Source organism: Clostridium sp. 16K-1-R1 (genome assembly GCF_023921145.1).
Classification (GTDB): Bacteria; Bacillota; Clostridia; order Clostridiales; family Clostridiaceae; genus Sarcina; species Sarcina perfringens.
In genome coordinates, this window is the sequence record NZ_CP046515.1 from 3,157,536 (window position 1) to 3,170,566 (window position 13,031).

The 13,031-nt window shown below is 29.5% G+C and carries 12 protein-coding genes; 4 read left to right on the top strand and 8 right to left on the bottom strand.

The features are described 5' to 3' along the window. Nucleotides 1-199 precede the first annotated feature (199 nt). Entirely contained in the window at nt 200-856 is a 657-nt protein-coding gene (locus GOM42_RS14245) for a hypothetical protein (RefSeq protein ID WP_003456724.1), read from the top strand. Nucleotides 857-1,110: 254 nt separating this feature from the next. On the opposite strand, the gene GOM42_RS14250 is transcribed toward GOM42_RS14245, so the two are convergent. The 7 genes from GOM42_RS14250 to GOM42_RS14280 all read right to left on the bottom strand — a co-directional run bounded on the left by GOM42_RS14250 (nt 1,111) and on the right by GOM42_RS14280 (nt 7,844). Then, the gene (locus GOM42_RS14250) at nt 1,111-2,583 is read right to left on the bottom strand and encodes a 4Fe-4S dicluster domain-containing protein (RefSeq protein ID WP_003467917.1); all 1,473 of its coding nucleotides are present in this window, start codon (nt 2,581-2,583) and stop codon (nt 1,111-1,113) included. Nucleotides 2,584-2,651: 68 nt separating this feature from the next. Beyond that, on the bottom strand, nt 2,652-3,269 hold the full coding sequence (locus GOM42_RS14255; protein ID WP_003456892.1) for a DNA-3-methyladenine glycosylase: 618 nt from the start codon (nt 3,267-3,269) through the stop codon (nt 2,652-2,654). A gap of 300 nt (nt 3,270-3,569) precedes the next feature. Then, entirely contained in the window at nt 3,570-3,881 is a 312-nt protein-coding gene (locus GOM42_RS14260; protein ID WP_003456776.1) for a PTS lactose/cellobiose transporter subunit IIA, read from the bottom strand. A 101-nt stretch (nt 3,882-3,982) separates the two neighbouring features. Beyond that, nucleotides 3,983-5,230 (bottom strand): glutamate-5-semialdehyde dehydrogenase, encoded by a 1,248-nt coding sequence (locus tag GOM42_RS14265; protein ID WP_110077484.1) that lies wholly within the window; start codon nt 5,228-5,230, stop codon nt 3,983-3,985. A 2-nt stretch (nt 5,231-5,232) separates the two neighbouring features. Continuing rightward, the gene (gene proB / locus GOM42_RS14270) at nt 5,233-6,042 is read right to left on the bottom strand and encodes a glutamate 5-kinase (RefSeq protein ID WP_003450599.1); all 810 of its coding nucleotides are present in this window, start codon (nt 6,040-6,042) and stop codon (nt 5,233-5,235) included. Between the two features lie 86 nt (nt 6,043-6,128). Beyond that, nucleotides 6,129-7,007 carry an SDR family oxidoreductase gene (locus GOM42_RS14275; protein ID WP_003456759.1) on the bottom strand — a complete coding sequence of 293 codons (879 nt, stop codon included), beginning with the start codon at nt 7,005-7,007 and terminating at the stop codon, nt 6,129-6,131. Nucleotides 7,008-7,070: 63 nt separating this feature from the next. Then, complete coding sequence (locus GOM42_RS14280; protein WP_003456690.1) at nt 7,071-7,844, bottom strand: SDR family oxidoreductase; 774 nt, start codon at nt 7,842-7,844, stop codon at nt 7,071-7,073. A gap of 184 nt (nt 7,845-8,028) precedes the next feature. On the opposite strand from GOM42_RS14280, the gene GOM42_RS14285 reads away from it, so the two are divergent. Together GOM42_RS14285 and GOM42_RS14290 are read left to right on the top strand one after the other, a co-directional pair. Next, nucleotides 8,029-9,321, top strand: a complete 1,293-nt coding sequence (locus GOM42_RS14285) for an NCS2 family permease (protein ID WP_003450694.1) — start codon at nt 8,029-8,031, stop codon at nt 9,319-9,321. Nucleotides 9,322-9,411: 90 nt separating this feature from the next. Beyond that, entirely contained in the window at nt 9,412-9,639 is a 228-nt protein-coding gene (locus GOM42_RS14290; RefSeq protein ID WP_003450671.1) for a hypothetical protein, read from the top strand. A gap of 65 nt (nt 9,640-9,704) precedes the next feature. Here GOM42_RS14290 and hcp read toward each other — a convergent pair whose 3' ends face one another. Beyond that, nucleotides 9,705-11,354, bottom strand: coding sequence for a hydroxylamine reductase (gene hcp, locus GOM42_RS14295; RefSeq protein ID WP_060671233.1), 1,650 nt, complete (start codon nt 11,352-11,354; stop codon nt 9,705-9,707). Between the two features lie 303 nt (nt 11,355-11,657). On the opposite strand from hcp, the gene GOM42_RS14300 reads away from it, so the two are divergent. After that, nucleotides 11,658-13,007 (top strand): YjiH family protein, encoded by a 1,350-nt coding sequence (locus GOM42_RS14300; RefSeq protein ID WP_003479363.1) that lies wholly within the window; start codon nt 11,658-11,660, stop codon nt 13,005-13,007. Nucleotides 13,008-13,031: the final 24 nt, after the last annotated feature.

The window sequence follows — 13,031 nt, forward strand, 5'->3', positions numbered from 1 at the left end:
CATTGTCCTATTGAAGCAATTATAATTATTATACATATAGAGCATTTTGTCAATGGAATTCATTGAAATTCTATAATTATTTCGTCAATTCTCTACAATTTTTATGATTATTAAATTTTATTAAAGCCTTTATAAAATTCACCTTTAGATAATAAAAAGCATAGTTTAATACTAAATAAAAATTTTATAGGAGATACTTATGGAAATAATTTATCCAAATGATTTTGTTAGATTTTTCAACGAAGATGAAGAAGTAGATGAAGTAGGTGAGTTTGAAGTCTTACCTGAGGATACAGAAAACTCCTTTGAAAGATACTACACTGGTAATGATGATACATTTAATGATGACTATCCTATGAATTATAGAAATTCTGACAACGATTCTAAATTCTCAGTAATACCACCAGTTATTAAAAATATTCCTGATAATATTGCAAATGTACCTGCTGTTATACAAGACTTACCTTATGCAATAAAGGATATGGGATATGATTTAATGCATAGCGCACCTGTTGGATATATGTCAAATATGCTTCCTATACCAACTAATTGGCAAAGCCCTCAATCCCCTTCTCCAATGGGACCACCTCCATCTTATATACCATCAAAAAAAGATGCAGGTGTTCAAAATTTTGGTCAAGGAAGTGGAAATCCAAATGCAAAAAATGTTAGTTCTGGCTCTATAAGATTTTGTCTATATAGATTCACTTATATTTGGCAAACTAATGGAAGAAGCTATTGGGCTTACTTAACTAGAGTTGATAGAAGATCAGTTTCTGGATGGCGTTGGGCTAGCTTTAGATGGGTTTACTTTGGAGTTGATTTAAGAAGAATTGATTCCTTTATTTGTTACTAAATAATAAAATATTATTTATTTCAAACTTTTATCCCTTAATCTACTAAAATCTATTTAATTTATTATTTTTCTAAATTAAAAGCCTTTACTAATTAACTTTAATCATTTAAATGTTCTTACTCCCCCTATAATAACATTTTTAAAGTTAATTAGTTAAAGGCTTAATTTTATTTTTAGTATGATACTAATTTTATATAACTAAACTTCCATATTCTATTTTTAAACTTTTATATTTTAAATTAGAATTTTTTACATTACTCATTTTTAGATAAATTTAAATCCTCAAATTTAATATCAGCTAAAGTATCTTTTATCTTCTCAGAAGAGGATAATTCACCATATTTATCAACTTCTTTGCTATTCTTAATATCATGATTTAAGGATCCTGGCCCATTTATACATCCACCTTTGCAAGCCATTCCTTCTAAAAAGTTTCCCTGTGCTCTTTTTAGTTTTGCTAATCTAAGTTTTATATCACAATCCTTAATTCCATCTCCAAGTATAGGTCTAAAATCTACTTTTATCCCTTCGCTATCTATAAGATGTTTAACTGATTCGGTAACTCCTCCACTTCTAGCAAAAAGTCTTCCATAAAATGAACCATGCTTAGTATCACTTTCTTCACATTCGTCGATTTTAATATTCCTAGAGTCAAGTAAAGCTAAAAGCTCCTCAAAGGTTAATACGTAATCAACATCTCCACTAACCTCATTTCTCTTAGCTTCTGTTTTCTTTGCAATACAAGGTCCTATGAATACAGTTTTAACATCTTTATTTTGAGATTTTATTAACCTTGCCATAGCTACCATAGGAGATACAGTATTAGATATACACTCCTTAAGCTCTGGATAATTTTTTTCTATATAAGAAACAAAGGCAGGGCAACAACTTGTTGTCATGAAGTCTAATTCACCTTTTTCTTTAAATTCATTACATTCATGAACAGCCACTAAATCTGCTCCTAAAGCTGCTTCAAACACATCTTCAAAGCCTAATTTTTTTATAGCAGTAATCACTTTACCAATCTTACTATGATTAAATTGAGATGATATAGCTGGCGCCACAATAGCATAAACTTTCTTCTCATCTTTAAGTAATCTTATAACATCTACTAAATAAGATTTGTCCATTATAGCTCCAAAAGGACAATCAACTACACAGGCTCCACATTGAATACATTTTGAATCATCTATGACAGCTTTTTTACTATCAACATCATAAGATAATGCTTTTGGAATACAGGCTCTCATGCAAGGTCTTTTAACCTCAGCTATTGCATTATAAGGACAAACTTCTTTGCATTTTCCACATTCCTTACACTTTTCATAATCAATTTTGCATTTTCTATTATCAAAACTTATAGCTCCAAAATTGCAACTATCTCTGCATTTCTTAGCTAGACATCCTCTACATGCATCAGTAACTATAAATCTATTAACAGGACATTCATCACAAGCTATGTCTATTACTTCTATCATGTTTTCTCTATTTTCATGTCCACCTAAAGCTAGTTTCATTCTTTCTTCAACTATAGCCCTTTCCTTATATATGCAACATCTTACATTAGGTTTTAAATCATCTACAATTTCTTTTGCTATATTAAGCTTTTCTTTGTCTAAAGTGCCATCAAATTCTTTCTCTGCTATCCTTTTTAAAACCTCATATTTAAGAACTTGGACAGCAGTATCAAACTTTATATATTGCTTGTTAGCATCCTTTATAGCCATAAAACTCCCCCACAAAATAACTATTGTAGCGTAGATATTATATTAAGATTTAAAGAAAATACTATTTATTATTTTTTAGAGACAAATTTATTATCCTTAATATAAAATCTCCATAAAAAATCCCTAGCTTCCTCAGCATAATCTATACCTATTCTCTTTGCTTCAACAATAGAAAAATCCTTTTTAATTAAGGAGTCATCTTCAACATAAATCTCTTCGCTACTAATAGTATTTATGCCATTCTCCCCCTTATCTATTCCTAAAGCCATGCATAATTTTGATGGACCATTAGAAAAATTTTTCTTTTCATAGCTTGATAACTCTTCATAACTCTTTTTGTATCTTAATTTACTCATTTCTTCTATTCCCTCTAAAGGCTCAATTCCTCTTATAAGTACTCCTCCTGCCACATCTTTTTCTTCACTTATTAGATTTAAGCAGTGATACATTCCATAAATTATATAAACATATACAGTTCCAGGATCTGCATAAAGAGTTTCTGTTCTATTAGTTCTTTTGCCACCATAAGCATGAGAAGCTTTATCTATAGCGCCTATGTAAGCTTCCGTCTCAACAATTTTTCCTTTTAAAGTAACTCCATTAATCTTTCTAACTAAAACTTTCCCTAAAAGCTCTTTAGCTACAGTTAATGTATCTCTATTATAAAAATCTCTTCCTAATCTCATAAAGCACCTCTTCTATAATTCTCTTTTATAAAACTATTAGTTATACAATTTTATCTTTACTTACTAATTATAATTCTATACAATAACTTCTCAGTTTCATAAATTCTTTAGATTTAATGATAAGATATATATTTTTACTCCTAAATAAATTAAATATTAAATCTAAAAAAACATCTAATTATTATAAAATTCTTAATAACAAAAAATAAAAAGCACCTTAACAATAATTTAAGTGCTTTTTCTTGTATAATATCTTTTTATTTGATTTTACATAATAAAATATAAAATTTTATACCATTACTAAAAATTTTTTTGATTTAATTTTTCATACAAATCTATTATTTCATTTGCTAAATCTTTTAATGTCATAGTAGTCATTAATTGATCTTGAGCATGAATTAATAGCATGGATATTTCTATTTTATTATCACTAGCCTCATCTTGAATCAAAGCTGTTTGTGATTTATGAGCTTTACCTAATTGTATTGATGCTTTTTCTATTAAGCTTCTAGCCCCTTCTACATCTCCTATTTTAGCAAGCTGAATAGCTTCCATAGCATAACTTCTAGCTTCTCCACTATGAATTATTAAATCCATGATTATTTCTTTCATTTTCCCATACTTCCTTTTTTCATAAATTAAAATCTCTTTACCCTTAAACACCTAAAATATTTCTTTAATATATGAAATTTAATTTTATAAGATTATATAAATTATCTAATTTGACCATTTCCATAAATTATATACTTATTTGTTGTTAATTCCTTAAGTCCCATTGGTCCTCTAGCATGTAACTTTTGTGTACTTATTCCAATTTCAGCACCAAATCCAAATTCTCCACCATCAGTAAATCTTGTTGAAGCATTTACATATACAGCAGCTGCATCAACTCTTTGAAGGAATTTCTCTGAATTAAAATAATTTTTAGTAACTATTGATTCTGAATGTTTTGTTCCATATTTATTTATATGAGAGATAGCCTCATCTAAATCTTTAACAACCTTAACTCCAAGGATATAGTCTAAATATTCTTTTCCCCAATCCTCTTCAGTTGCTAAGTTTATATCATTCACAATTGCCTTAGTTTTTTCACAACCTCTTATTTCAACGCCTTTTTCTTTTAAAGCCTTTATTGCTACTGGTAAGAATTCCTCTGCTATTTTCTCATTAACTAATAGTTTTTCAGCAGCATTACATACAGCAGGTCTTGATGTTTTAGCATTTACTATTATATCTACTCCCATATTTATATCCGCTTCATCATCTATGTATATATGACAATTTCCAACTCCAGTCTCTATTACTGGAACTGTAGCATTGTTTACTACAGCTTTTATAAGTCCTGCTCCACCTCTTGGAATTAAAACATCTAAATAATCATTTAATCTCATGAAATCTGTAGCAGTTTCTCTTGAAGTATCCTCTAATATTTGAACTGATCCCTCTGGAAGACCTGCTTCCTTTAAGGCATCACTAATAATCTCAACTATTTTTAAGTTAGAATTTATAGCCTCACTACCTCCTCTTAAAATAACAGCGTTTCCTGTTTTTAAACATAGAGCAGCAGCATCAGCAGTTACATTAGGTCTTGCTTCATATATTATTCCAACTACTCCTAATGGAACTCTTTGCACACCTATTCTAAGGCCATTAGGTCTCTTAAACATAGATGTAACTTCTCCTATTGGATCATCTAATTTAACAACATCTGCTACGGCATTTGCTATAGATTTTACTTTTTCCTCATCTAATTTTAATCTATCAAGCATTGCATTAGATGTTCCCTTTTCAATTGCTTTTTCAAGATCCTTTTTATTTTCTTCTAATATCTCATCACATCTTTTTATTAAGAATTCACTTATTTTTAATAACCCATTATTTTTTTCATTAGTAGATGCAAATGAAAGTGTGTAAGAAGCTTCTTTTGCTTTTTTACCTTTTATAATAAGTTCATTATTCATTTTTATTCCCCCTTCTTAGCTACAAACATAGTTCCTATATCTTCACCATTTAATATGTCAATTAATATTTCTGGATTTTCTCCATTAGCTAAAATCATATCTATCCCATTACTTGTTGCTACCTTAGCTGCTGAAAGTTTAGTTACCATTCCGCCTGTTCCTCTATTACTTCCAGCCCCCCCTGCACATTCTTCTATTTCAGGAGTTATTTCATAAACTTCTTTAAGCATCTTACTATCCTCATTAGTTCTTGGATCTGAATCGTAGAAACCATCTATATCAGATAATATTATTAAAGTATCTGCATTTACTAAAGTAGAAACTATAGCTGAAAGATTATCATTATCTCCAAAGTTTAATATGTTTTGTATCTCATCTATTGATATAGCATCATTCTCATTAACTATAGGTATAATTCCTTTTTCTAATAAAGTATCAAATGTATTACATACGTTATTTTTCATTCTTTCATTTTCTAGTACATCTCTAGTTAAAAGAACTTGTGCCACAACATGGCTATATTCTCCGAAAAATTTATTATATATATGCATTAAAGCGCACTGTCCAACGGCAGCTACAGCTTGCTTTTCTCTTATAGTCTCTGGTTTTTTCTCAAGTCTAAGTTTTCCAACTCCAACTCCAATTGCTCCTGATGAAACAAGAACAACTTCTTTTCCCATATTACATATATCTGAAATTACTCTAGATAATTTTTCTATTCTCATTAAGTTTACACTTCCATTTTCATAAGTTAATGTAGAAGTTCCAACCTTAACAACTATTCTTTTACTATCTTTTAATGCTTTTCTCATTTGTAGGTTTCCCCCTTTTTATTTATAAAAATTATTTTTCCATTAAATCATAAGTATATTATATTCTAATACGTTAAATCATGAAACTACCCATTTATAATTTCTCCACCATTTACGTGTATTGTTATACCTGATATGTATGATGCTTCATTACAAGCTAAGAAAACATAAGCCCCAGCAAGCTCTACTGGTTGCCCTGCTCTTCCCATAGGTGAATTAACTCCAAATTCAGAAACTTTCTTTTTATTCATTGAAGATGGTATAAGAGGTGTCCATATAGGTCCTGGTGCCACAGCATTAACTCTAATTCCATTCTTAACTAGCATCGTTGCTAAGGTTCTTGTCATTGTAGTTAAAGCACCCTTAGTACATGAATAATCAAAAAGTATCTCATTTCCTCTATAAGCTGTAATAGAAGTAGTATTTATTATTGAGCTTCCACATTCCATGTATTTAACTGCTGCCTTTGTCATATAGAAAGTTCCAAAAACATTTATTTTAAAAGTATTTTCTATTTGCTCTGGTCCAATATCATCTAAAGTTTTAGAATCATGTTGAACTGCCGCATTGTTAACTAATATATCAAGTTTTCCCCACTTTTCAATGACCTTCTTTACACTTGAAGTGCAGAAATCAATATTAGAAATATCTCCTTTTATAACTAAAGCCTCAGAACCAGCACTTTCTATAAGTTCCTTAGTCTTATTAGCATCCTTATCCTCTTCATCTGATAGATATATTATACAAACTTTAGCCCCTTCTCTTGCATAAGCTAAGGCTACAGCTCTTCCTATTCCACTATCTCCACCTGTTATTATGGCTACCTTATTCTTAAGTCTTTTTCCATCATTTATATACTGTGGTAAATCATATATTGGTAGTGGATTCATTTCATCCTCTACTCCAGGATGAATACTTTGATTTTGAACTGGAAATGTTGTTGGGAATAATTTTTCATTGCTCATAAATAATTTCCTCCTTAAAAACTTTATTTTAAATTTAATTATTTATAAGCTTATTATTCTCAATTATTTTTTACTTATAGCCTTATTTTGTATTTTCTTTACTATCTTTGCATTTAAAGTTGTGGGAGACACTTTAGATAAAAATACTAATACCTTATTCATAATCCCAGGAATACATATTGCCTTATTGTTCATCAAAGCCTTATAGCCACACTCTGCTACTTCTTCTGCACTCATTGCCACATCTAAATCTCCCTTTCCAGCTCTCTTAGAAAAATTCGTCTTAGTAGCTCCTGGGCAAAGAGTAACCACATTAATTCCCTTATCTTTAACCTCTTCTCTTAAAGCCTCAGAAAACGATAAAACATATGCTTTACTAGCATAATAAACTGAAATTAATGGTCCCGGTTGATAGGCCCCAGTAGAGGAAACATTTAAAATTTTCCCTTCCTTTTCATTTATCATATCTTTTAAAATAAGCTTAGTTAATTTGGTTAAACTTATAATATTTACATTTATTATATCTAATTGCTTTTGCCAATCTATTTCATTAAATTCTCCATTAAATCCTATACCAGCATTATTTATTAATATATCTACTTTTCCTACTTCAGTTTTAATTTTTTTATATAAAAAATCTATATTTTCACTTAAACTCAAATCAAATTTATATATGTAAGCCCTTACACATTTTTTCTTCGAAAAATCTTCTAATTCCATTAATTTTTCTAAATTTCTTCCTACTAATATTACATCATAATTGTTTTCCATAAATATTTTTGAAAATTCATATCCAATTCCACTAGTAGCCCCTGTTATTAAAACTGTTTTCTTCATAAAAATTCCCTTCTTATAAATAAATCCTTAATAAAACATTTATTATGTTTTTTGCTAATATGTCAAGTTTTTTCTGTAAACCTTTATTTAAAAAACCTTTATTAAACGTTTAACATATGATATAATAACATTTGCATCAATAGATGTGGGAGGGTGAGGGAGATATTTTTGAAAAGGAGAAAGGATGAATAACTTTTTTAAACTTAAAGAACACGAAACAAATATAAGAACAGAATTACTTGCTGGTCTTACCTCATTTTTTGCTGCAGTTTATATAATTGTAGTAAATGCTAGCATACTTAGTGATGGTGGAGTATCTATGGAACCACTTATAATAGCTACAGTATTAGCATCATTAATTGGATGTGTACTAGTTGCACTTTTAAGTAATGCTCCTCTTATTATAATGCCTGGTATGGGTATTAATGCACTATTTACTTATACCATAGTAAATACTATGGGACTTACATTCCAACAAGCTTTAGCAGCTGTTATAGTAGCTGGTATTTTGTTTATTGTGGTAGCGGTTACACCTTTAGCAGATATGTTAACTAGCTCAATACCAACCTCATTAAAAGAAGCAATAACAGTTGGAATCGGTATTTTTATTACTTTCTTAGGATTACAAAAGGCTGGCTTAATAGTAGGAGATGCCTCAACACTTGTTAAATTAGGTGATATTTCATCTAAAGAAGTTATAGTATTCTTCATAACTATGATACTAATGCTAGTTTTATTTATAAAAGATGTACCAGGTTCATTCTTAATAGGAATTTTATCCGGAACAATTATATCAATGTTATTTGGAATTGTTGATTTATCAAATTTTCAATTCTCATTACCTAATTTCAGTGAATATAAACAAGTTTTCTTATCAGCTAATTTTAGTGGAATAACTTCAATTTCATTTTGGATTGCAACCTTCTCACTAACTTTAGTCCTAGTATTTGAAAACATTGGTTTACTTCATGGACAAATTGATGGTATGTTAAAACAACCAAGTAAAAGACAAAGAGCTCTTAACGCGGTTGCCTTTACTACTATAATTTGTGGTATCTGTGGTACTAGTCCTTCAGTTTCAACTGTAGAAGGTAGTGCAGGAATAGCAGCTGGTGGTAAAACAGGATTAACTTCTATATTTACAGGATTTTTATTTTTAATATCAATCTTCTTTATACCAGTTATATCACTTATTCCAAACTCAGCAATAGCTCCAGTCTTAATAATAATTGGAGGCTTAATGATTCAAAATATAGTTTCAATAAACTTTGAAGACTTCACTGAATCATTCCCAGCATTCCTTACTTTAACTATAATACCTTTAACATTTAGTATAGTTGATGGTATTGCTTTTGGATTTATAGCTTATCCTATTTGTAAGTTAGCAACAAAGAAGTATAAAGATGTATCTATCCCTATGTACGTTATATCAGCAATCTTTTTAGTATATTTTGTACTTCACGCTACACAAATATAGCTTTAAATTATAAATTAAACTCCCTTATTAATATCAATAAGGGAGTTTTTTTATATACTGATTATATATATTAAATTAGGAGTTAATTTTATGGAACTATTTAACTTACCTCCTGATCAACTTAATCTCCTTTGTATTTTAATAGCAAAAGATTACTCTACTAGATATAATGCTGATGAACTCAATGTTTTAGGTGATTTTCTTATTGCCTTAGGTTCTAACATAGTTGTATACTCTGCTAGCTTTTCCTATTTTGATAATTTAAGAGCTCAATCAAATAACTCAATTAATAATTCAAACAATATAAATAAAGACTAACACAGCTGTGTTAGTCTTCATTTATATAATTAATAATATATCAAAATTCTATATATTATTTACTATTATTCTCCTAAGAACATTTTCATATCATCTTCTACATTTGTAATTCCACCAATTCCAAAGTTTTCAACTAAAACTTTAGCTACATTTGGTGATAAGAATGCTGGTAAAGTTGGTCCTAAATGAATGTTTTTAACACCTAAGTGTAATAATGATAATAATACTATTACAGCTTTTTGTTCATACCATGCTATGTTGTAGCTTATTGGTAATTCATTTACACTATCTGTTCCAAATACTTCAGCAAGTTTTAAAGCTATTACAACTAATGAATATGAATCATTACATTGTCCTGCATCTAAAACTCTTGGAATTCCATTGATATCTCCAAGTGGTAACTTATTATATTTATATTTAGCACATCCAGCTGTTAATATAACAGTGTCCTTTGGTAATTTTTCAGCAAATTCTCTATAGTAATCTCTTGATTTAGCTCTTCCATCACATCCAGCCATTACGAAGAATCTTCTTATTGCACCTGATTTAACAGCATCAACTACTTGGTCAGCTAAAGCAAGTACTTGGTTATGAGCAAATCCACCTACGATCTCCCCTGTTTCAATTTCTGTTGGAGCTTGGCAAGTCTTAGCTAACTCTATTATTTGTGAAAAATCTTTGTGTCCATTTTCATCTGCTGTTATATGAATACATCCTTCATATCCTACAGCGCCTGTTGTAAATATTCTTCCTCTATATGAATCTTGAACTGGTGTTATACAGTTTGTTGTCATTAATATTGGTCCATTAAATGATGCGAACTCTTTATTTTGTAACCACCATGCATTACCATAGTTTCCTGCAAAGTGAGCATATTTCTTGAATTTTGGATAGTAGTGTCCTGGTAACATTTCACCATGAGTATAAACATCTACTCCAGTTCCTTCTGTTTGTTCTAATAACATTTCTAAGTCTTTTAAATCATGTCCTGATATTAATATTCCTGGGTTATTTCTAACTCCTATATTAACTTTTGTTATTTCTGGATGACCGTAAGTTGAAGTGTTAGCTTCATCTAATAATGCCATTCCATCAACACCAAATTTACCTGTTTCTAATGCTAAAGCAGTTAATTCATCTGCGCTTAATGAATCATCTAATATTTTAACTAAAGTTTCTGCCATAAATGCATGAACTTCTTCTTTATCATGTCCTAAATTCATAGCATGCTCCATGTATGCTGCTAATCCTTTTAATCCATACATAATAAGTTCTCTTAAGCTTCTTATATCTTCATTTTCTGTAGCTAAAACTCCTACTTGTGAAGCTTTTTCCATCATTTCCTCACTAGTTGTAGCTGTCCAAGTTGCACATCCTTTGAAGTCTGATCCAATTGGATTTCCACCCTTAGCTTGTACTCTTTCTTTTAATTCTTCTCTTGCTACTAAAGTATCTTTAACTCTTTTTTCTATTGCTTTAAAGTCAAAGTTTGCATTAGTAATAGTAATAAATAAGTTATCTATTATCATTCTGTTTATTTTTTTATCTACTATTCCTACTTTTCTTCCTTCATTAGCTACTGTAGCTAATCCTTTAGTAACAAAAATTAAAAGGTCTTGTATTTTTGCTACATCTTCAGTTTTTCCACAAACACCTCTTACAGTACAGCCTTTGCATCCTGCTGTTTCTTGACATTGAAAACAAAACATACTCATTTTAAATTCCTCCATGTTCTTTATTTCTTTATGTAAAATTCTTTTAAGATTCTTTTTTATTAGTAACTTTCCTAGTCACCTTACATCTAAGATTATACACAGGGTTTTTAAGTAACTCGGTAACTAAAGTTACCTATTTAATAAATTATTTCACTTTATAAAATTATGTATATAAATCTTAATTTATTGAATATTTATACATTATTCATTATTTTTATGCAATTTTGCATTGATTTTATACATTTTATTGTGTATAATAGGCTTTGTACTAATTGATTTGTTTATTAAAAAGGGGGACTAAAATTGAAAACTAAATATAAATCGTCTGATTTATTAAAGTTTATAATTCCATCTTTATTAGGAGTAATTTTATTTATGGTTCCTATAAATGATGGTGGAAATATAACAATACCAGTAGCCTTTTTCACAACTAGACTTAAAGATTTAATAGGTGATTATTTACCTACTTTATCAATGATAGTTGTTGTAATAGCTGCTTCATTAACAATAATAACTAAAGCATTTAAGCCAAAATTTATAATAGAAAATAATTTTTTAAATTCATTATTAAATGTTAATTGGATTTGGACAATTGGAAGAATCTTAGGTGGATTATTTATAATATCAGCATTTACTGGATTTGGACCTGAAATAATAAAGTCTGATTTAACTGGGGCGTTTATATTAAATGATCTACTACCAACACTTATAGTAGTATTCTTCTTTGCAGGATTATTCTTACCACTTCTTTTAAACTTTGGTTTATTAGAATTCTGTGGTGCCTTACTGACTAAGATAATGAGACCATTATTTAAACTACCTGGACGTTCATCAATAGACTGTATGACTTCTTGGTTAGGTGATGGAACTATTGGGGTATTACTTACCTCAAAACAATATGAAGAAGGATTTTATACTGAGAGAGAAGCTTGTATAGTTAGTACAATGTTCTCAGTTGTTTCAATAACTTTTAGCTTTGTTGTTTTATCACAGGTTGGATTAGAGAATATGTTTATTCCATTCTATTTAACTGTTACTTTTGCTGGAATAGTTGCCGCTATAATTCTTCCAAGAGTTTGGCCTCTTAGCAAAAAACCTGATGCTTATTTTAACAATGCAGAACCTAAAAATGTAGAAGATGTTCCTGAAGGATTTACTCCTTTCACTTTTGGAGTTTTTAAAGCAGTTGAAAAAGCCCAAAATGAAAGTAGCTTAAAAAAATTCTTTGCTGATGGAATTAAAAACGTACTTGAAATGTGGATAGGAGTTTTACCTGTAGTTATGGCAATGGGTACATTAGCTCTTATGATAGCTGAATATACTCCTGTATTTCAATGGCTTGGTGTTCCTTTCATTCCTTTATTTAAGATTTTAGGAATTCCTGAAGCTTCTGCTGCTTCTCAAACTGTCATAGTTGGATTTGCAGATATGTTCTTACCATCAGTTATAGCATCAAAAACTATTTTAAGTGATATGACTAAATTTGTAGTTGCTTGTGTATCAGTAACTCAACTTATATACTTATCAGAAGTTGGAAGTGTTATTTTAGGATCAAAAATACCACTAAACTTAAAAGAATTATTTATGATTTTCTTAATGAGAACACTAGTTACTCTACCAGTTATTGCACTTGTAGCACACTTATTGTTCTAAATAAGTAAAAGAGATTGTCTTAAA

Bases quoted from the DNA above. Each gene is read 5' to 3' on its own strand.
- GOM42_RS14265 (WP_110077484.1), bottom strand. From the start codon at position 5,230: ATGAATAATGAACTTATTATAAAAGGTAAAAAAGCAAAAGAAGCTTCT.
- GOM42_RS14250 (WP_003467917.1), bottom strand. From the start codon at position 2,583: ATGGCTATAAAGGATGCTAACAAGCAATATATAAAGTTTGATACTGCT.
- GOM42_RS14255 (WP_003456892.1), bottom strand. From the start codon at position 3,269: ATGAGATTAGGAAGAGATTTTTATAATAGAGATACATTAACTGTAGCT.
- GOM42_RS14275 (WP_003456759.1), bottom strand. From the start codon at position 7,007: ATGAGCAATGAAAAATTATTCCCAACAACATTTCCAGTTCAAAATCAA.
- GOM42_RS14285 (WP_003450694.1), top strand. From the start codon at position 8,029: ATGAATAACTTTTTTAAACTTAAAGAACACGAAACAAATATAAGAACA.
- GOM42_RS14280 (WP_003456690.1), bottom strand. From the start codon at position 7,844: ATGAAGAAAACAGTTTTAATAACAGGGGCTACTAGTGGAATTGGATAT.
- proB (WP_003450599.1), bottom strand. From the start codon at position 6,042: ATGAGAAAAGCATTAAAAGATAGTAAAAGAATAGTTGTTAAGGTTGGA.
- GOM42_RS14260 (WP_003456776.1), bottom strand. From the start codon at position 3,881: ATGAAAGAAATAATCATGGATTTAATAATTCATAGTGGAGAAGCTAGA.
- hcp (WP_060671233.1), bottom strand. From the start codon at position 11,354: ATGAGTATGTTTTGTTTTCAATGTCAAGAAACAGCAGGATGCAAAGGC.
- GOM42_RS14290 (WP_003450671.1), top strand. From the start codon at position 9,412: ATGGAACTATTTAACTTACCTCCTGATCAACTTAATCTCCTTTGTATT.
- GOM42_RS14245 (WP_003456724.1), top strand. From the start codon at position 200: ATGGAAATAATTTATCCAAATGATTTTGTTAGATTTTTCAACGAAGAT.